The organism is Halobacterium yunchengense, from assembly GCF_037031165.1.
GTDB lineage: Archaea > Halobacteriota > Halobacteria > Halobacteriales > Halobacteriaceae > Halobacterium > Halobacterium yunchengense.
On the sequence record NZ_JAYEZL010000003.1, the window covers coordinates 314,973 to 334,564 of the forward strand.

The 19,592-nt window shown below is 72.4% G+C and carries 19 protein-coding genes; 4 read left to right on the forward strand and 15 right to left on the reverse strand.

Going from position 1 to position 19,592, the window contains the following annotated elements; translation table 11 throughout:
• Positions 1-233 precede the first annotated feature (233 nt).
• Together U5911_RS10730 and U5911_RS10735 are read right to left on the reverse strand one after the other, a co-directional pair.
• Positions 234-536: a PadR family transcriptional regulator gene (locus U5911_RS10730; protein ID WP_336037035.1), complete on the reverse strand. Its 303-nt coding sequence runs from the start codon at positions 534-536 to the stop codon at positions 234-236.
• 56 nt (positions 537-592) lie between these two features.
• Positions 593-796 carry a heavy-metal-associated domain-containing protein gene (locus U5911_RS10735; RefSeq protein ID WP_336037036.1) on the reverse strand — a complete coding sequence of 68 codons (204 nt, stop codon included), beginning with the start codon at positions 794-796 and terminating at the stop codon, positions 593-595.
• Positions 797-907: 111 nt separating this feature from the next.
• Here U5911_RS10735 and U5911_RS10740 point away from each other — a divergent pair, with 111 nt between their 5' ends.
• The 3 genes from U5911_RS10740 (at position 908) to U5911_RS10750 (ending at position 3,745) form a co-directional block, all read left to right on the forward strand.
• On the forward strand, positions 908-2,551 hold the full coding sequence (locus U5911_RS10740) for a potassium channel family protein (protein WP_336037037.1): 1,644 nt from the start codon (positions 908-910) through the stop codon (positions 2,549-2,551).
• A gap of 178 nt (positions 2,552-2,729) precedes the next feature.
• Positions 2,730-3,398 (forward strand): RAD55 family ATPase, encoded by a 669-nt coding sequence (locus U5911_RS10745; RefSeq protein ID WP_336037038.1) that lies wholly within the window; start codon positions 2,730-2,732, stop codon positions 3,396-3,398.
• Positions 3,395-3,745 carry a VOC family protein gene (locus U5911_RS10750; protein WP_336037039.1) on the forward strand — a complete coding sequence of 117 codons (351 nt, stop codon included), beginning with the start codon at positions 3,395-3,397 and terminating at the stop codon, positions 3,743-3,745. Before U5911_RS10745 ends, U5911_RS10750 begins: the two co-directional genes overlap by 4 nt.
• A 53-nt stretch (positions 3,746-3,798) precedes the next feature.
• On the opposite strand, the gene U5911_RS10755 is transcribed toward U5911_RS10750, so the two are convergent.
• From U5911_RS10755 to U5911_RS10805, 11 genes are all read right to left on the reverse strand, one after another.
• Positions 3,799-4,224 (reverse strand): GIY-YIG nuclease family protein, encoded by a 426-nt coding sequence (locus U5911_RS10755; RefSeq protein WP_336037040.1) that lies wholly within the window; start codon positions 4,222-4,224, stop codon positions 3,799-3,801.
• Between the two features lie 2 nt (positions 4,225-4,226).
• Complete coding sequence (locus U5911_RS10760; RefSeq protein WP_336037041.1) at positions 4,227-5,204, reverse strand: aldo/keto reductase; 978 nt, start codon at positions 5,202-5,204, stop codon at positions 4,227-4,229.
• Positions 5,205-5,267: 63 nt separating this feature from the next.
• A complete protein-coding gene (locus tag U5911_RS10765) occupies positions 5,268-6,611 on the reverse strand; it encodes an MFS transporter (protein WP_336037042.1) in 1,344 nt (447 codons plus the stop codon).
• A gap of 98 nt (positions 6,612-6,709) precedes the next feature.
• Positions 6,710-7,747, reverse strand: coding sequence for an ABC transporter permease (locus U5911_RS10770; protein WP_336037043.1), 1,038 nt, complete (start codon positions 7,745-7,747; stop codon positions 6,710-6,712).
• Complete coding sequence (locus U5911_RS10775) at positions 7,740-9,545, reverse strand: PrsW family intramembrane metalloprotease (protein ID WP_336037044.1); 1,806 nt, start codon at positions 9,543-9,545, stop codon at positions 7,740-7,742. Before U5911_RS10775 ends, U5911_RS10770 begins: the two co-directional genes overlap by 8 nt.
• Positions 9,542-10,405, reverse strand: coding sequence for an ABC transporter ATP-binding protein (locus tag U5911_RS10780; RefSeq protein WP_336037045.1), 864 nt, complete (start codon positions 10,403-10,405; stop codon positions 9,542-9,544). Before U5911_RS10780 ends, U5911_RS10775 begins: the two co-directional genes overlap by 4 nt.
• Before the next feature lie 85 nt (positions 10,406-10,490).
• Positions 10,491-11,261 carry a helix-turn-helix transcriptional regulator gene (locus tag U5911_RS10785; protein ID WP_336037046.1) on the reverse strand — a complete coding sequence of 257 codons (771 nt, stop codon included), beginning with the start codon at positions 11,259-11,261 and terminating at the stop codon, positions 10,491-10,493.
• Between the two features lie 250 nt (positions 11,262-11,511).
• Entirely contained in the window at positions 11,512-12,201 is a 690-nt protein-coding gene (locus U5911_RS10790; RefSeq protein WP_336037047.1) for an SOS response-associated peptidase, read from the reverse strand.
• A 29-nt stretch (positions 12,202-12,230) separates the two neighbouring features.
• Complete coding sequence (locus U5911_RS10795) at positions 12,231-13,076, reverse strand: class 1 fructose-bisphosphatase (RefSeq protein WP_336037048.1); 846 nt, start codon at positions 13,074-13,076, stop codon at positions 12,231-12,233.
• On the reverse strand, positions 13,076-13,867 hold the full coding sequence (locus tag U5911_RS10800) for a class I fructose-bisphosphate aldolase (RefSeq protein WP_336037049.1): 792 nt from the start codon (positions 13,865-13,867) through the stop codon (positions 13,076-13,078). Before U5911_RS10800 ends, U5911_RS10795 begins: the two co-directional genes overlap by 1 nt.
• A 94-nt stretch (positions 13,868-13,961) precedes the next feature.
• The gene (locus U5911_RS10805) at positions 13,962-14,645 is read right to left on the reverse strand and encodes a DUF7409 domain-containing protein (protein WP_336037050.1); all 684 of its coding nucleotides are present in this window, start codon (positions 14,643-14,645) and stop codon (positions 13,962-13,964) included.
• Positions 14,646-14,729: 84 nt separating this feature from the next.
• Between U5911_RS10805 and U5911_RS10810 the strand changes: the two genes are divergently transcribed.
• Positions 14,730-15,587, forward strand: coding sequence for a 3-hydroxyacyl-CoA dehydrogenase family protein (locus tag U5911_RS10810; protein ID WP_336037051.1), 858 nt, complete (start codon positions 14,730-14,732; stop codon positions 15,585-15,587).
• 354 nt (positions 15,588-15,941) lie between these two features.
• Here the strand turns inward: U5911_RS10810 and dnaJ are convergent, their stop codons facing one another.
• A complete protein-coding gene (gene dnaJ / locus U5911_RS10815) occupies positions 15,942-17,081 on the reverse strand; it encodes a molecular chaperone DnaJ (RefSeq protein ID WP_336037052.1) in 1,140 nt (379 codons plus the stop codon).
• A gap of 102 nt (positions 17,082-17,183) precedes the next feature.
• A complete protein-coding gene (locus U5911_RS10820; RefSeq protein ID WP_336037053.1) occupies positions 17,184-19,580 on the reverse strand; it encodes a DUF2298 domain-containing protein in 2,397 nt (798 codons plus the stop codon).
• Positions 19,581-19,592 lie beyond the last annotated feature (12 nt).

Here is a 19,592-nt window from a genome sequence, read left to right on the forward strand (position 1 = left end):
TCGGTAACGGGCGTGTGAGCCGGTTACCTACCGGTAACCCGGTGGGCGAGCCCCCACGATGTCCGATAGGCCAGCGCCACCGCTGTCCGATGGAGCGAGCCCACACACCGTCCGATGGAGCGAGCCCACACGCTGACCGATAGGGGCCAGCGCCACCGCTGAGCGGTGGCTGTCGGCGCGACGATGCGTCACTCGCGGAGACGACGGAGTGGCGCCTCCCCGCCGACGGGCCGTCAGACGGTGTCCGCCTCGACGTCCGCGGTGTACTCGCGCTTCCACTCGATGACGTTCCGGATGGCCTCCCGTCCGTCGTCGGTGATGCGGTAGAAGTTCGTCCGCGAGTCCCGTTCGCCCTTCTCGACGAGGCCGGCGTCCACGAGCGAGTCGAGGTTCTGGTAGACCCGCGCGTGCAGCACCTCCGACCCGTAGTAGTCCTCGAGTTCTTCCTGGACCGCCATCCCTTTCGGCTCGTCCAGCCCACTGAGCACGCACAGGAGGTCGCGCTGGAAGCCAGTGGTCTCGTCTCGGGGTCCCATAGACCATCCAGCGACTCCTAAAATTATAACTATTTCGGAGGGTAAAGTAACCGCCGTCAGTCGGCGACCTCGGCGTCGTATCCGGCGAACTCGACGGCCTCCAGGAGGCTCTCGGGGTCGGCGTCCCCCGCCACCGTCGCCGTGCCGGCCGCCGCGTCCGCGGTGGCGTCCTCGACGCTGTCCACGTCGGTCAGCGCGCTCTCGACGATGTCCTCGCAGCCTTCACAGCCCATGCCGTCGACGGTGAGCGTCGTCGTCATGTCACCCCGACGTACAGGACCCCGCGGGTAGGGTCTTTCGGCTCCGCCCGTCAGACGGCCACCCACCTCGACGTTCGGGGTTTAAGTCCGTGCCGGGGCTACGCTGGGTCGATGTCCGAACAGGGCCGGCGCGCCGTCTCCTACCTCGGCCTGGTGGCCGCCGTCGCGGTCGCGTACGCGGTGACGTTCAAGCACGGCATGGCCGCCCTCGAGGGGGAGGCCGTCACGTACGCGCAGGCCGCCCAGTTCACGGTGCAGACGTTCACCACCACGGGCTACGGCGCGTACGCCCCCTGGGAGTCGACGCCGATGCTGGCGCTCGTGGTGTTCATGCAGCTCAGCGGCGTGTTCCTCATCTTCCTGACGCTGCCGCTGTTCGTGGTGCCGTGGCTGGAGGACCGCCTGGAGGACGACCCGCCGCGGCGCGTCGACCTCGCCGACCACGTGGTCATCTGCGGGTTCGGCACGCGCGACGAGACGCTCGCCGCCGAACTCGACGCGCAGGGCGTCGACTACGTCGTGCTGACCGACGACCGCGAGACGGCGCTGTCGCTGCACGAGGACGGCTGGACGGTCGTCCACGGCGACCCGGAGACCGAGGACGCCCTCGCGCGCGCGAACGTCGCGGCGGCGCGCGCGGTGGTCCTCGACGAGGACGACGAGCGCAACGCGACCATCGCGTTGACCGTCGACGAGCTCGCGCCCGACGTCCTGACGGTGTGTTTCGTCGAGGACCCGTCGCTGTCGACGTACCTCCGGTACGCGGGCGCGGACCGCGTGCTCAGTCCGCGCGAGCTGCTCGGCCGCAGCCTCGCGCGCCACGTGATGCAGGCGGTCACGCCGCGGCTCGGCGACGCCGTCGAGGTCGGCGACGACTTCCAGGTCGTGGAGATGCCGGTCCAGCACGGCAGCGACCTCGACGGGGAGACGCTCGGCGAGACCGGCGTCCTGGAGCGCGAGGACGTCACCGTCGTGGGGGCGTGGTTCGCCGGCGAGTTCGTCGCGTCGGTCGACGACGGCCGGCGGCTCGACCGGAACTCCGTGCTGCTCGTGGCGGGCCGCGAGGCCGCCCTGGAGTCGTTCGTCGAGCGCACGCTCGCCGCGGAGCGGGAGCGCACCGTCGACAGCGTGGTCGTCGCCGGCTACGGCGAGGTCGGGTCGACCGTGCGCGAGACCCTGGAAGCAGAGGGCGTGGACACGACGGTCGTCGACAGGCAGGACCGCCCCGGCGTCGACGTCGTGGGGGACGCGACGGCGGGCGGGACCCTGGAGTCGGCCGGCGTCGCGGACGCGAACGCGCTCGTCCTCGCGCTCGGCGACGACGCGTCGACCGTGTTCTCGACGCTCGTGGCCCGGGAGGCGAGCGACCGCGTCGAGGTCATCTGCCGCGCGAACGACACCGAGAGCGTCCAGAAGCTGTACACGGCGGGCGCCGACTACGTGCTCGCGCTCGCGACCGTCGCCGGCAGGATGCTCGCGCGGACCATCCTCGACGAGGACGTGATGGCCCTGGACAAGCAGGTCGACATCGTGCGCACCGAGGCGCCGGGGTTCGTCGGCCAGACGCTCGCCGGGGCGGACGTCCGCGCGCGGACGGGCTGTACGGTCGTCGCGGTGCAGCGGAACGGCGACGTGGTCGCGAACCCCGAGCCGGACTTCCGCGTCCGGGAGGGGGACGCGCTGGTGGTGGTCGGCGAGGACACGGACGTGGCGCGGTTCAACGACCTCGCGGACGTCCACCCGGGGCCGCCCTGACGAGCGCGAGCGTTCGCCCCGCATCGAGCCGTCAGCCCTCCGTCACGTCCAGTTCGGGGACCGCCGCGTCCCCCGCGAGGGGGCTCGAGAGAGCGGCGTCTCGCACACACTTATGTGTCTCCGTGTCGGAATCACGAAGCGACACAGCGCCGCGAGCGGTGTCGGTTTCGCCACAAAGATGACGTACAACGTCGACGGCGTGCTCCCGGCCGACCTCGTGTCGGGGTTCGACGACGGGACGAACCTCCTGTTGAGCGGGGCGGCGATGTCGGGCAAGCGCGACCTCCTGTTGCGGTTGCTCGCGCGCGGCGACCGGGACGGCGAGGGCGCGGTCCTCGTGACGTCCCGCGACCCCGCCGAGGAGGTGCTCCGCGAGTACGACGACGCGGTCGCCGGGGCGCCCGGGTTCCTCCGGGCCGTCGACTGCGTCAGCGCGCAGAGCGGCAGCACCACCGGCGGCGACGCCGTCCGGTACGTCTCCTCGCCCGGCGACCTCACCGGCATGGGCATCGAGTTCTCCGAGATCGCCCGCGAGGCCGGCGACGCGGGCGTGGGTCGGCTGCGCGTCGGCTTCGACTCGCTGTCCCCGCTGCTGATGTACGTCGACCTCCAGCGGCTGTTCCGGTTCCTGCACGTGTTCACGAGCCAGATCCAGTCCCAGGGCTGGCTGGGCGTCTTCTCGGTGGACCCGGAGAGCCACGACGACCAGACCATCAACACGATCAGCCAGCTCTTCGACGGCGTGTTGCAGGTGCGGGTGACCGACGGCGGCGACCACGAGGTGCGCGTGCGCGGCGTGTCCGGTACGCCGTCGGAGTGGACGGTCGTCGAGCGCCCGGAGCCGTGAGCGGCATCGTGTTCTTCCGGTCGGCGGCCCGCGAGCGCGTCGTCGAGTTCTACGTCGACCGCCTCGGCTTCGAGGTGTGGCTCCGCCAGGACGGCTGCACCGTCCTCCGCCACGACGACCTCAAGCTCGGGTTCTGCGACGCCGACGGCGACCCCGAGACCGAGGGCGTCGTGACGCTGTACTACGACACCAGGGAGGCCGTCGACCGGAGGCGCGAGGAGCTGGCGGACGTGGCCGTCGACGACCCGCGCGTGAACGAGCGGTACGACATCTACCAGTTCTTCGGCGAGGACCCCGAGGGCCGGACGCTGGAGTTCCAGGCGTTCCTGCACGACCTGCCCGAGTAGGCTGTCGCCGCCGGGCTCACTCGTCGCGGCAGCGTCGGTCCTCGTCGTTCGCGTCAGCCGTCGCGCCAGCGTCGGTCGTGGACGGCCGCGGCCGCGACCGCGAGCGTCCCCCGGTCGGCGGCGTACGCGAGGTGGGTGTCGCAGTCGCAGTCCGAGGCGCCGAGGCCGGCGACCGGCGCGGCGTCGCCGGCGAGTCGCCGCGCGGCCTCGCACTCGACGTCCTCGTGGTCGGTGACGTAGACGGACTCGACGGCGGTCTCGGGGTGGCCGAGGAGGTAGTCGACGTGCCAGTGACGGGCGTCGCGGCCGCCTGCGGCGAGTTCGCGGTGGCGCTCGACGCGCGCCAGGCCGCCCGCGCCGAACGCCGACCCCGTGTACGCGTACCAGCCGGCGTCGAGGTCGTAGGCGCCCCGGGCGCCGAACTCGACGGTGGCGGCCTCGGGGAGCGAGACGAGCAGCGTGTACGAGCCCGGGTCCATCCCTACTCGTGGCCGGAGACGGGGACCGGCTCGTAGGGCTCCTCGAGGTACGCCATCTCGGAGTCCGTGAGGTCGACGTCGAGGGCCTCGACCGCCTGCTCGAGGTGTTCGACGCTCGTCGTGCCGACGATGGGCGCGTCCACCCAGTCCTTGTGGAACAGCCACGCGAGCGCGACCTGGGCCATCTCGACGTCCTTCTCGGCGGCGAGCTCCCGGACGCGCTCGTTGACCTCGCGGCCGCCGTTGCGGCGGTACGGGTGCTCGTAGAGGTTCTCCTCGGCCTGCGCGCGCTCGGTGGCGTCGATGTCCTCGTGGGGTCGCGTGAGGTAGCCGCGCGCGAGCGGGCTCCACGGGACGACGCCGATGCCCTCCGCCTCGCAGAGCGGCAGCATCTCGCGTTCCTCCTCGCGGTAGACGAGGTTGTAGTGGTTCTGCATGGAGACGAACCGCTCGTAGCCCTCGCGGTCCGCGGTGTGCAGCGCGTCCGCGAACTGGTGGGCCCACTGCGAGGACGTCCCGACGTAGCGGGTCTTGCCGCGGCGGACGGCGTCCGTGAGCGCGTTCAGGGTCTCCTCGATGGGCGTGTCGTCGTCCCACCGGTGGGTCTGGTAGAGGTCCAGGGTCTCCATGCCGAGCCGGTCGAGGGTCGCGTCCAGCTCCTGCTCGACGGTCTTCCGGGAGAGCCCGCCGGAGTTCGGGTCGTCGTCGTCCATCTGGAAGTAGACCTTCGACGCGACGACCTGGCGGTCGCGGTCGTAGTCCGCGAGGACGTCCCCGAGCACGCGCTCGCTCTCGCCCCGCGAGTACATGTTCGCGGTGTCGAAGAAGTTCACGCCGAGGTCGATGGCGCGCTCGATGACGGGGCGGGCCTCGTCCTCGTCGAGCACCCACGGCCGCCAGTCCGAGGACCCGAAGCTCATGCAGCCGAGGCAGACGCGACTGACCGTCATCCCGGTGTCGCCGAGTGTCGTGTACTCCATGAGGGGAGGCTCGCACGCCGGGGGCAAAACCGTTGGCCACCCTCGGGACCGGCAGCCCGCTCGCTACGCGTACGCCTCGAACTCCTCGCCGAACGCGAGGAAGTAGCCGGTGCCGACGGCGCCGATGGCGGCGGCGAGCGTGAACGCCACCTCGGGGCTCACGAAGTCCCAGAGGTAGCCGCCGAGGGCCGCGCTCGGGATCACGACGGTGTTCCGCAGGAGGTAGTACGTCCCCGTGACGCGGCCGCCGGCGTCCCGCTCGGCGGGCCCGACGATGAGCGCCTTGTGCGAGGGCAGGCCGGCGAACCGCAGGCCGGAGAACGCGAACACGAGGACCATCGCGGGCACCGTTCCGGGCGCGTAGACGAGCACCACCGGGAACACCGCGTAGACGGCGAACCCGGCGGCGACGACGGGCTTGAGGCCGACGCGCTCGGCGGCCTTCGCGGCGGGCGCCATCACGAGCAGCGCGACCAGCATCTCGACGCCGAGCAGGTAGCCGAACAGCGCCTCCGGCGAGAGGTCGACGGCGTACGAGACCCCGGCCAGCGAGACGGTGGTCTCCAGGCCGAGGTCGTGGACGCGCGTGAGCACGAGGATGAAGAACGCGTACACCATGCCGTTCGCGAACCGCACGAGCGTGTCGCCGACGAGCAGCGGCCGCAGCGGGTCGGGCATCTCGCGGAGGTCCGCGCGGACCTGGGCGAGCCCCTCGAAGCGCCCGCCGATGGAGTCCTCGCTGGCGTCGTAGAGGACGTGCTGGGCGGCGGTGCCGAGGAGGCCGAAGACGACGGCGACGGCGAGCACGTACTGGAAGCTCACCGCGAACGAGGGGTGGAGGCCGATGAGCACGGCGGCGAGCACGGGCCCTGCGAGGAACGCGACCCGGCGGAACGTCTCCGTGGCCGCGAACCCGGCGGCGAGCCGCGAGGGGTCCGTCGCCTGCTTCACGACCGCGAACGTCGCGCCCAGCCCGAAGGACTTCCAGGCCTGCGCGAGCAGCAGGCCGGCGAAGATCCACACCCAGGGTTCGACGCCGACGCCCGCGACTCGGACGGTGCCGACGCCGGGCGCGACCAGCCAGACGGCGAACCCGAGCGTCGAGACCAGCCCGAACAGCGTGAGCGCGTACCGCGACCCGAGGCGGTCGGAGACGGCGCCCCCGGGGTAGGGGTAGACCGCGGAGACGACGTTCCCGACGGTGCCGTAGAGGCCGACGACGAAGCCGGTGGCGCCGAGTTCGAGCATGTACTCGGGGAGGAAGCGGCTGGTCATCTGGAAGCCGAGGCTGAACGCGAACATCGCCAGCGACAGCACGAGCACGTCCCGTTCGAGCGCGAAGAACTGCCGGAAGGTGTCCAGAGCGGTCGTCTCCTCGGCGTCGACCGCGACCTCCTCCTGGCTCATCGGTTGCGTGGCTCGGCGTTCGGGGCGCCGAGTAATGAAACCACGTTTCGGGGCGCGCCGGTCACCCGGCGGCTGCGCCCACAGCCCTCGGGAGCCGGTCACTCGGCGACCGTCCCCGAAAGCCGGCGGAGGCCGGCGTACGCCAGCGCGGCGCCCGCGAGCACCGCGGCGAGGGACGCCCACGTGCCGAGGCTGGGGCTGCCGACGGCGAGGCGCGCGACGAGGTTCTGGGGGCTCTGCGGGAGCAGGGACGCCGCGCCGAACGCGGCGAGCGCGCCGAACGAGTACAGCAGCTGGGCTTCCCGGCGGGCGCCGACGCCGATGGCGAGCGCGGCGCCGCCCGCGACGAGCACGGCCGCGACGCCGGCGACGAGCGCGAGCACGGCCAGCGGGTTCGCGACGGCGGTGCCGTTGGCGGCCAGCAGCGCCAACCAGAGCGCGACCTGGGCGGGCGCGAGGCCGACGAGCGCGAGCGCCTTCCCGTCGACGACCTCGGGGAGCGAGAGCGGCGCGACGCGCAGCAGTTCGAGCGTGCCGCGTTCGAGCTCCTCGGCGAGGCTGTCCGCCATCACGCTCCCGGAGATGAACGCCGGCAGGAAGGAAAGCAGCGGCAGCAACACCGTGTACGTGAACGAGAAGTAGGGGTTGGCGTCGCGGTCGGGCGGCAGGTCGACGGGCTGGCGGGACAGCGAGTCCGCGAGGTCCGCGCGGCGCTCGCGCTCGTAGGCGGCGAGCGCGTCCTTCAGCTGAGTGACGACGAACGTCGTGCGGAACGACCCCTCGGGGGCGGTGGCGGCGACGACCGTCCGCCCCGACGGCTGTCTCGTGGCGTGCAACACCGCGTCGAGGCGGCCGTCCCGGAAGTCCGCGAGCGCGGCCGCGCGGTCCTCGTAGACGACGGCGCTCCGCGAGTCCCCGTCGACGACGGCCGCGAGGTCGTCGCTGGCGTTCCCGGAGACGCCGACCTCCACGTCGAGGGCGTCGCCGGTGCTCCCCGGGTCGTACAGCGACACGAGGCCGACGACGAGAAACGAGGAGAACGCGGCGATGAACAGCTGGATGACCAGCGCGAGCACGATGGTCTTCTCGGAGCGCAGCGACGCGAGCGTCCGCCGCGCGAGCACGAGCCTACGCAAGGCCGACCACCACCGCGACGTTGTACGCGACGTGTACGAGCACCGCGAGGAGGACGGCCGCGACGTACGCGAGCCTGCCCCGTGCGGCGCCGACCGCGGAGATGCCGGCGGTCGCGACGTGCAACAGCAGGGGCGCGACGAGCAACACGCCGGGCGGCAGCCCGACCACGGACGGCGAGAACGCGAACTGCGCGAGCTCGATGCCGGGCAGGCCGACGAGCTGGGTGAGCAAGAGGAGCTTCTCGCCGAGGAAGAACCCGGCGCCGGAGAGCGCGCCCAGCGCGAGCGACGTGCCAAGCGAGCGGTCGAAGCGGCCGCGCTCGAAGGCGGCGAAGACGTGGAGGCTCTTCGCGAGCTCCTCGATCGCGGCGACGGCCGCGAGCAGCAGCGGCACCGAGAGTTCGACGGGCGCGACGAACAGCACGGCGACGGCGAACAGCTCGGCGACGAACACGAACGGCAGGAACAGCGCGGTCCAGACGCCGACGCGGAGCCGCGAGTCCAGCGGCGCGGCGAGCGCGTCGAGGAACTTCGCGGGGAGCGGGCGCTGCGTGAACATGTCCTCCTCGCGGTAGACGCCCGTGCCGAGCCCGAACATGACGAGGGCGGCGAGCGCGGGCGGCACCGTCGCCAGCGCGAACGCGCCCGGGTCGGTGCCGGCGCCCGCGATGGCGTCGACGACGACGGTCAGCGGCGAGATGGCGGCGATGGGGTGGACTTCCGCGAACACCGCGGGGACGAACGCGTACGCGGTGAGCGTGACGCTGACGGTGACCGTGACGAACGTGAGTTCCTTGTACGAGCGCGCGAGCATCGCGCCGAGGAACGTCGCCGCGAGGAACAGCGCCGCGAGCGGCGCCACGGCGGCGACGGCGAGCGGGCCCGCGCCCACGACGGCGGCGATGCCGGCGATGAGCGCGAGCGCGCCGGCGAAGTACGGCAGCGTCTTCCCGGCGACGACGTCGCCCCGGGAGACGGGCGCGACCAGCAGCGGTTCGCCGCGGCGGTTGATGCGCTCGGCGAGCACGCTGGAGCCGTACGCCTGGATGACGACGTTCAGCGGCAGCAGGAACGCGAACGCCAGCACCAGCGAGCGCAGCGGGAACGGCGGCGACAGCGACGACGGCGTGCCGGTCTGTTCGTCGCCGAGCAGGCCGCCGAGGCCGCCGCCCGCCGACGGCTCCGGCAGGTCGCCGCCTCCGGCGCCACCGGCGTCGTCGGCACCGCCGTCGTCGCCGTTCGCGCCGCCAGCGTCGCCGCCGGCCCCGTCGGCCCGAGTGTCGTCCCCGTCACCGCCGGCGCCAGGTCCGCTCCCGTCGGCGTCGCCGTCGGACTGCTGGCCGGTGACGGTGACCGACTGGTCGGCGTACGACAGCGACACCAGGACGGGGAACGCCGCGGCCTCGTCGGCCTCCTCGGCCATCAGCGCGTCGTTGTAGCGCACGGTCGCCGACCGGAGCGCCGCGAGCGCGGCGTCGCCCTTCGGCGAGTTCGCCCACGCGAACCGCCCCTCGTAGACCAGGGCGTCGGCGTCGCCGCTGACCACCGCGTCCCGCGACGCGCCGACGGCGACCAGCGACGGCTCGGACGCGACCACGTCCCGGTACTGGCTGTCCTCGGCGACGCCGACGCGGTAGATTCCCTCCCCGGGCGTCGGGCCGTACGCGACGAGCGCCGGTGCGAGCGCCGCCAGCAGGACGAGGACGACGACGAACGCGACGGCCGTGCGGCGGTCGACGTCGCCCGCGCTGCGGGCCGTCTCCCAGCGCGCGATGCGGAGGACGTTCCCGAGGTTCATGCGCCCGCCACGTCGAGGAAGACGTCCTCCAGCGTCGACTCCCGGGTGCGGATGTCCACGACGCCGCCGCCCGCCGCGCGTGCCGCCGACCGCACGGCCTCCACCTCGTCCATCGTGTCGACGGTGGTCGCGTAGCGGTCGCCGGCGGGCTCGGCGCCGTCGACGGCGACGTCCGTGAACACGCGGTACTCCACGCGGCCGTGCTCGGCCTGGACCTCCGTCAGCGTCCCCCTCGCGGCGACCTCGCCGTCGCGCATGATGGCGACGCGGTCGCAGACCGACTCGACGTGGTGGAGGTCGTGGGCGCTGAACACCACGGTCTTGCCGTCGTCGGCGAGCTCGCGCGTGAACTCCACGACGGTGTTCGTCGTCAGGGGGTCGAGGCCGCTGGCGGGTTCGTCGTAGACGAGGACGTCGGGGTCGTTCACGAGCGACCGCGCGATGGCGACCTTCCGCTTCATCCCCTTCGAGAAGTCCCCGACGGGGCGGTCGCGGGCGTCGAGGTCGAGGCGGTCGAGCGCGGCGTCGATGCGGTCGTCGGCGGTCGGCCGGTCGACGCCGTAGAGGTCCGCGAAGAAGCGGAGGTACGACCGCGGCGACATCTCGTCGTACAGCGGCGACTCCTCCGGCAGGAACCCCAGCGAGCGCCGCATCTCGGGGTCGCCCGCGGGGAGGCCGTTCACCTCGACCTCGCCGGCCGACGGCTCGACGAGCCCGCAGACCATCTTCAGGGTGGACGTCTTCCCCGCGCCGTTCGGGCCGACGAGCCCGAACACCTCGCCTGCCGCGACGTCGAAGGAGACGCCGTCGACGGCGGCGACGTCGCCGTACCGCTTCTCCAGCCCGCGCACCGAAATCATACCCCAGGCTTGGGGTGCGGGCGCTTAAGGAGTGGGGGACGCGGCACCGCCGTCGGCGGCCGCGGGGGTCCGCCCGTGGCGCCGTTCAGCGGTCGAGAGGCGTGGCGGCCTCGCGGAGGTCCTCGTAGACGCCCTCGGCCCACCGGACTGCCGCCGGCGCGTCGTTGCGGATGGTGCCCGTGAGCCCGCGGTCGTCGTAGACGAGCGCGGTCACGACGGTGCGCTCGGGGAGTTCCAGCAGCATCAGCCCGTACTCGAGGGTGGTCGTCGCGCGCCGCAGCGTCAGCCGGCCGGTCTCGAGCGCGTCGTTCACGGGGTCGGCGTACGCCGAGACGAGCTCGTCGAGGGCGTCCGCGGACACGGTGAGGTCCGCGACGAGGCCGTCCTCGACGATGCGGTCCCGGAACACCGCGACGTTGTCGCCGAGGACGGCGGGCGCGAAGCCGCGGGCGGCAGTCGCCTCCGACACGAGGCGCTTGTAGGCGACGAACGGCCGCTGCGGCGAGACGGGGTCCGGGCCGACGACGTCCGCGCCGCGGAGCAGCGCCGTGTCGACGGTGGCGTCCGCGGGGAGCGGGTCCAGCACGGCCGACGCCTCGTCGACGGCGGCCGCGGTGTCCGCGAACTCCTCGTAGGCGTCCAGCGCCAGCCGTCCCTGGAGGGTGAGCGAGACGCCGTCGTTGCGCGCGACGAACCCGAGCGCCTCGAGGTCGCGGACCGCGCGGTCGATGGTCGACCGGGACAGCGACAGCTCCTCGACCAGGGTGCGCTTGGACCGCGGTCCGTCCGCGAGCACTCGCAGCAGCGGGACGCGGCGCGCGAGCACCTCGATGGCGTCGTCGGTCGAGTCGGCCATGCGGTCTCTCGGCGCACAGTTCCGCCCCCAGGTACATAAAAGGTCGCCAGACTTATGCTGTAGTACCAGTCTCCGACGCGGACCGCAGACGGTAACGTGAAGCCGTCGGGATTACGTCATGGTAACTGCTGGTGTACACACACCGGCTGTGCCTCTGACACGCTCCGAGCCGCCGGCGCTGTAGCCGGCGGCTGCCGGGGCAACCGGCGGCGTTCTCCGCGACCCGACGCCACCCAGCCCCGCGGCCGTCCTACGCGACGGGGTCGACGAGGGCCGGGCGGTCCGTCGTCGGGTCGTCGACCGCCGTCGACACCGGCCACGCCTCCAGGTCGAACGGCCGCGGCTCGAGTAGCTCCCGCGGGTCGTCGCCGGTCAGCCACCGGTCGCGCTCGTCGCCGTCCAGGACGACCGCCATCCGGTGGTGGTAGTCCGCGAGGAAGTCGTTCGGCTCCGTCGTCACCACCGTGAACGACCGCACGGGCTCCGCGTCGCGGCCCGGCCCGCTACCGCCGAACTCGCCCAGACCCGTCTGCCTGTGCTCGGGCGTCCACGTCTCCCACAGCCCCGCCAGCAGGAACGGCCGGTCGTCCGTCCGCGACACGAAGTGCGGCCGCGTGCCGTCGGCCGTCTCCACCCACTCGTAGAACCCGTCGACGGGCACCACGCAGCGGCGCTCCCGGTAGGCGTCCGCGAACGCCCGGTTCTCCGTCAGCGTCTCCGCTCGCGCGTTGATCGGGTCCGGGCCGCTCCCCGGGCCGTCCGCCCACGACGGCACCAGCCCCCACCGCGCCGTCGACAGCGACGCCGGCGCGTCGTCGAGCACGACCGGCAGCTCCTCGGACGGCGCCGCGTTGTACGTCCGCTCGTAGCTCGCGTCCGCCAGCCCGAACTCGTCGGCGAGCACGGGCGGGTCGCTGAACAGCGCGTACCGGCCACACATACCTCACCGGTGGCGTCGAACCCCCAAAATCAGTCCGGTAGCGCGGCCTCCAGGTCTCCGATCACCGCGTCGTTCCCGACGAACGTCGGCGTGCGCTCGTGCAGCGACGACGGGGACAGGTCCAGCAGCGACTGGGTGCCGTCGCTGGACGCGCCGCCCGCCGCCTCCACGACGTACGCGATGGGCATCGACTCGAAGTGCGCGCGCAGCTTCCCCGCCGGACGCGACTGCAGGCCCGGGTAGCCGAACACGCCGCCGTACGTCAACACCTGGTTCACGTCCGCGATCATCGCGCCGCCGTACCGGAGCTTCAGGTCGTCCTCGACGTCGCGGACGAACGACTCGAACGCCGGCGTCCAGTCCGGTACCCGGCCGCCGAACCCGTACACGAGGGGGTCCTCGGGCAGGACGACGTCGCGGAGGTCCGTGCGGCCCTCCTCGGTCAGCAGGTACTCCGTCACGCCCCCGTCGCGAGCCACCGTCATCGTCGTCGTCGGGCCGTACAGCACGAAGCCAGCGGCCACCAGCTCTCGACCGGACGCCGGCAGCGGTTCGTCGTAGACGCCCACCACCGTCCCACAGGGGTTGTTCGACTGCACGTTCGACGACCCGTCCAGGGGGTCGACCGCCACGGCGTACCCGTCGGCGGCGTCCCCCACCGTCTCCACAGCGTCGCGCTCCTCGCTCGCGTACCAGTTCACGCCGTCGACGGCCGCCAGGCGCTCGCGGAGCAGGTCGTCGGCCCACACGTCGGCCTCCAGCTGGGTGTCCCCGGTGGCGTTCTCCGAGGCCGCCTTCGCCCGGCGCTCGGGGAGCCCGCTCCGGATGACCGGCGCGACGTCCGCGACGACGTCGAAGACGCGTTCGACCACCATCAGATCCGGTCGAGGGCCTCCTCGACGCTCGCCTCCTCGTAGATCACTGCCTCCAGGCCGTCCAGGAACGCCGCCGCGTTCTCGCGCTGCCAGACGTTCCGGCCGACCGCCAGCCCCACTGCGCCCGCGTCGACGGCGCCTTTCACCTGCGTGAGGAACTCGCGGTCGCTCGTCTTCGACCCGCCCGACATCACGACCCGCGTCCGGCCGGCCATGTCCACCGCGAACTCCATGTCCTCGGTGCTGCCCGGGTACTTCACCTTCGCGACGTCGGCGCCGAGCTCCAGCGCCTGCCGGGCCGCGTACGCGATGGTCGACGGCTTCCGGTCGTTCTTCAGTCCCTGGCCGCGCGGGTACGACCACAGCACCACGGGCAGGTCGTGGTCGCGGGCGGCCTCCTGGGCGTCCCGGAACTCCTCGGCCATCTCGATCTCGTTGTTCGACCCGCCGTACAGCGTGAATCCGACGGCGTCCGCGCCGACCTCCGCGGCGTAGTCGACCGACCAGTTCACGGCCGAGTCCGGCTCGCCCATCCAGAGGTTCGACGTGCCGTTCAGCTTCGCGAGGAGGTTCACGTCGTCCTCGTAGGACGGGTAGTACGCCTCCGCGATTCCCTTCTGGACCGCCATCGCGGAGACCGCGTCGTGAGTCGCGATGTCCCACACGACCTCGGGGTCCATCGTCTCCGGCACCGGGTCGAAGTCGACCGGGCCGTGCTCGAGGCCGTGGTCGTAGGCGAGAATCAGTACCTTCCCGTCGCGCGCGATCGGTGAGTCCTGGAAGGGTCGCATCACGAGAACGTGCGGCGACGACACATAAGTGTCTAACTGTCCACGAGCGGCGCCGAGGCCGCCGAATACGGGAATTTGAGTACAGTCCGAGTAACTACTCGCCGCGCTCGCGGGCGGCCCGCTTCCACGCCGCGACCGCGTCCTCGGGGACCCCCAGCGAGTCCGCGACGTGCTCGACGTGCGCCGTCGCGAGGCTCCGAACGGACGTCACGCCGGCGCGCGCCAGGAGCGCCGCGTCCGCCTCGTCGACCGCGTCGAGTTCGGTCACCGGCGTCGGCGTGGACCGCTCGCGCCACTCGCGCTCGCCGCGCTCCGGGTCCGCGTCCGCGTCGTCGCCGTTCGGCCACGACCGGTCGCGCCACGCGGACTCGGCGTCCTCGTCGCCCCCACCGTCCGCGGAGTCAGCCCCGGGCGCCGCGCTCGGCTGGTCGCGCCACGCGGCCTCCTCGGCGGTCGCGTCCCCGCTCCCGTCGGCCGTCGCGTCGTCCTCGCCGTAGCTCGCGGCCACCCACGCGCGCTCGTCGTCCTGCAGGCCGCGTACCTGCTCGGCGCGCCGGTCGAGGTCCTCGCCGCCCTCGAAGGACCACTGCAGCGAGTGCTCGCGGCGGATGCGCGCCGCCACCCCGGGGTTGACGCCGTACTCCACGAGCTGGGCGTGGGAGACGGCCTTCGCCGCGACGTCGTCGGCGTCGACGCCGGCGGCCGCCAGAACGTCGGCCGTCGCCGGACCGACGAACCGCAGCGACAGCAACGCATCCCGCGTGTCCTCGGGTGGCACGGTTGCTGGAGTGAAGTCCCTCCGGGTGCTTCAGTGTTTCCACGTTCCGGCACCCTTAGGTACTCGCCCGTCGCAGCCCCGGACATGCGAGACCTCGGAGACATCCAGACCGTCGGCGTCGTCGGCGCCGGCACCATGGGCGCCGGCATCGCGCAGGTCGCCGCGACGGCGGGCTACGACGTCGTGATGCGCGACGTCGAAACGGAGTTCGTCGAGGACGGCTTCGACCGCATCGAGGACTCCCTGGACCGCCTCGCGAGCAGGGACGAACTCGCGGACGACCCCGACGCAGTCGTCGACCGGATCACCGGCACCACCGAACTCGCGGACCTCGCGGCCGCCGACTTCGTCGTGGAGGCGGCCGTCGAGGACATGGCCGTCAAGCGGGACGTCTTCGCGGACCTCGACGACGCGGTGCCGGACGACGTCGCGCTGGCGACGAACACGTCGACGCTCTCGATCACGACCATCGCGGCGGCGACCGACCGCGAGGACCGCGTGGTCGGCCTCCACTTCATGAACCCCGTCCCCGTGATGAAGGGCGTGGAGGTCGTCGTCGGCGAGAAGACCAGCGAGGACGCCGTGGGGCTCGCCCACGACTTCGCCGCGGACCTCGGGAAGGAGACCTGGGAGTCCGACGACAAGCCGGGGTTCGTGACGAACCGCATCCTGATGCCGTGGATCAACGAGGGCGTCCGCGCGTACGACGAGGGCGTCGCGTCGAAGGCGGACGTCGACAAGGGGATGAAACTCGGCACGAACGTCCCCATGGGCCCCCTGGAGCTCGCCGACCACATCGGCCTCGACGTCTGCCTGGACGCCAGCGAGACGCTCCACGAGGAACTCGGCGACCGGTACAAGCCCGCGTACCTCCTCCGGCGGAAGGTCGACGCCGGCGACCTCGGGAAGAAGACCGGCGAGGGCTTCTACGAGTACGAGTAGCGCGCTCGCTGCCGCCGTGGGTCGACGACGGGTGGCGTGCAGGCGGCGGACCGCTCCCGGTGCGCGCTGCCGCCGTTCCGCGTCCGAGCGCACCGGGCGACTGCTAGGTCACGCGCCGCGTTGGTCCCGGCTTCCTACTTGAATCTACGCAGGCGAAGGCGCGTCTGCAAACCGAGACACCGACAGCCAGCATCCGCGGCCTGAGCGGTTCGACAGAACCCGAAGGCCGCGGTTCAGCGCGCGAACGCAGTGAGCGCGGGCGCGAGGACGACCGCAGGGAGGACGACGCGCTTCTGGCCGAGCGTTTACCGAGCGAGCGGCGCGGAGCGCCGCGAGCGCAGCGTAAAAGGCCGCTTAGAAGGAGTTCTTCAGTTTCTCGAAGAAGCCCTGGTCGACGTCGATGTCCTCGCCGCCGGCGTCGGCGAACTGTTCGAGGGCTTCGCGCTGTTCGTCGTTGAGCGACTCGGGCGTGACGACCTGGACGGTGACGTAGAGGTCGCCGCGGCCGCTCCGTCGGAGGCGCGGCATGCCCTTGCCCTTGAGGCGGAAGGTCTCGCCGCTCTGGGTTCCGGCGTCGAGGTCGAAGGTGGCGCCGCCGTCGAGCGTGGGGACTTCGACCTCGTCGCCGAAGACGGCCTGCGGGAAGGAGATGGCGTGGCGGTGGTGGAGGTCGGCGCCGTCGCGTTCGAAGTCCGGGTGGTCCTCGACCTCGACCTCGACGAGGAGGTCGCCGTTCCGGGCGCCGCGGTCGCCGGGCGCGCCCTCGCCGTCCATGCGGAGCGTCTGGCCGGACTGGATGCCGGCGGGGACGTCGACGGTGAGCGTGGCGCGTTCCCGGACCTGGCCCTGGCCGCTGCACGTCGAGCACGTCTCGGAGTGGAGTTCGCCGTCGCCGCCGCACCGCGAGCACTCCTGGGTCTGCTGGACGCGGCCCAGTGGGGTCTGGCGGACCTGGGTCACCTGCCCCTGGCCGTCGCACTGCGGGCACGTGCGGACGTCGGCGTCCTCGGGGTAGCCGGCGCCGTCGCAGTCCGGACAGCGCTCGGGGCGGCGGACGGCCACCTGTTTCTGGACGCCGTCGTGGGCTTCCTGCAGCGAGACGGAGAGGCGGGTGCGGAGGTCGCGGCCCTGCTGGGGGCCCTGGCGGCCGCGGCCGCCGCCGAAGAACTCCTCGAAGATGTCGCCCATGCTGCCGGCGCCGCCGCCCCCGAAGGGGTTGCCGCCCATCCCGCCGGCGCCGCCGCCAGCGCCCTCGGCGCCGCGCTTCTCGGCCTCCGTGTACCGCTCGTGGCCGAGCTGGTCGTAGCGCTGGCGCTGCTCCTCGTCGGTGAGGACGTCCTTGGCCTTCTGTATCTTCTTGAACTTCTGTTCGGCGTCGTCCTCGTCGCTGACGTCCGGGTGGTACTCCGAGACCTTCTCGCGGTACGCCCGCTTGATCTCGTCCTCGGAGGCGTCCCGGGAGACGCCGAGTACGTCGTAGAAGTCCTCGCTCATTCGTTGTGCGTACGTAACTCCGTTGAGCCACTTGAAACGACCGCTTGCGTCCGTTCCGGCGTCGACGCGGGGGAACTCCCGCCGTTCGGGACGACCGGTGGCCTACTCGCCGTCGCGGTCGACGAGTTCCCCGTGGTCGACGGCGTAGATCGTGACCGCGTCGTTCCGGTAGACCTCGTCGACGCCGGGGTCGTCGTCGAGCGCCGCGACCTCGTACTCCTCGCGCTCGAGCGGGCCGACCCAGACGTACTGGACGTCGTGCTTCCGGAGGAGGGCCGCCCGCGAGCGGTCGTCCTCGGTCTGGTAGACGATTTCGGCGTCGCTGACGCGCTGGTAGTAGGGGTCGTCGCCGCGGTAGCCGGTCTCGTGGAACCAGCCGGCGACCGTGGGGAGCCCCGACAGCGTCGAGACGGGGTTCTGCCAGCCGCGGCTCAGCCCGGGCTTCTCGAGGAACGTCGGGTTGCCGGTCTGGCGCTCCATCCAGAGGACGGACTGGCTGCCGCTCACTTCGTCCTCGAACCACCGGATCGCGGCGGTCTGTTCGGGGTGGGCCTCGCGGTGGCCCTCGTAGCCGTCCAGCGTGGGGTCCGCGCCGTCCTGGTAGGGTTCGACGACGTCCGTCGCGACGACGAGCGGCGCGAACATCGAGGACGCGGCGAGCACGACCGCGAACGCGACGGCCGCGAGCGTCGTCGCGGCGACCGGACCCGGAGTCCTGCGGAGCGAGGACAGCGAGAGCGAGCCGACGGCGTCCCGGAGGTCCGCGGCGAGGACGGCGGCGATGGGGCCGGCGGCGAGCCCGCAGAACACCCACGCCTGGATGGCGACTTTCAGCGTGGTGTTCCAGCGGTCGAGCTCGAAGGGGTGGACTCTGGCGTGCACGAGCTCCATCGAGAGGACGAGGCCGACGCCGGCGACGACGAGCGTCGTCTCGAAGCCGGCGTTCTCGCGCGTCCGCATCGCGACCCAGGCGGCGGCGACCACGGGCGACAGCACCGCGATGCCGCCGAGGTCGCCGAGCAGGACGGCGACGGCGAGCGCCGCGGCGAGCCCCAGCACGGCGAGCGCGACGCCGCGGCGGTCAGCGTCCTCGAGGGCGGTGTGCCGCGTGAACAGGTAGGTGACGAACAGCGCGAGCAGGCTGCCGTAGACGAGCAGCACGCCGACAGCCGTGGTGCGCGGCGGGAACAGCCCGACGCCCTCGTTCGGCGGGACGCTCGCGAGCAGGAACGGCGACGCCAGGAGGTAGCCGACGGCGCCGACGCCGACCGCGGCGACTGCCGCGAGGACGGTCCGCCAGGCCTCCGCGAGCGCCCGGGCCACCGGTGAGCGGTCGGGCGAGGGGGCGACGCCGCGGACGCGCTCGCCGAGCGAGTCGGGCAGCAGCGTCGCCGGGTGGGCGTCCGCGTACACGCAGCCGAGCCACGCCATGCCGACGGCGCTGGGCATCGACCACGTGTTCGTCACGCCGAAGTAGCCGGCGACCGCCGCCAGCCCCCCGAACAGCAGGCCGAGGCGGCGCGTCCGCTCGCCGGCGGGCGTCTGCACGTACGAGTACGCGAGCGCCGCCGAGAGCACGAGGAAGCCCGTGGTGACCGTGTGGCCGTGCATGTCGGCTTTCACGAACGAGTACAGCGGGAACTCCTGGAGCGTGCCCTCGACGACGTACCGCGTGTCCCACCACCCCCACGTCCGGAGCGTCGACTGCTCGAACAGCACCTGCGGATAGTCCGCGCGGTTCACGTTGAACGCCGCGCGCCCGTACTCGACCGCGAGGTCCCGCGGGAGCGCGCCGAGAGCGAACCGCACGAGCGTCACCGTGTTCCCGGCGAGCGCGACGAAGAACACGCCGAGGGCGCCGCCGAGCCGCCGCGAGTACCCGCGGTCGGCCGTGAGCCAGCCGGCCAGCGAGTACGAGGCGACGACGAGCGTCCCGAAGTAGCCGGCGAGCGCGACGTTGTGCACGTACTCGACGGACGTGTCCGTCAGCAGCGCGCCGACCGCGTTGAACACCGGGAGGCCGTAGTAGTACCGCACCGGTTCCCCCGCGTACCACATGTCCTCGGGCGGCAGCGCGCCCGCGCGGAGGACGGCGTTCAGCAGGCCCGTGTGCAGGAACTTCTCGCCGCCCCAGCCGCTCATCACGGGGTTCATCGCGCGGAACGACAGCACGAACAGGAACCCGGCCGCGAACACGCCGAAGACGCCCGCGACGCGGCGCCACTCGTAGTCGGCGAGGCCGCGCTCGCGCGCAGCGAGGTGGGCGGCGCCGCCCATCGCGGCGAGCGCGGCGACGCTCGCGAGCGCGGTCCACGGCCCGAACGAGAGCTGTCCGACGTAGAACGCGACCATCGTCACCACCACGGTCGCGACCGGGAGCGCGAACCCCGCGCCGTCGTCCGGCGCGGCCGGGAACAGCAGCCGGGCGACCGGCAGTCCGGCGACCAGGAGGCCGCCGTAGAAGACCAGCCAGCGGACGACGACGGCTGCGTCTGCCATGTCGCATTGGCG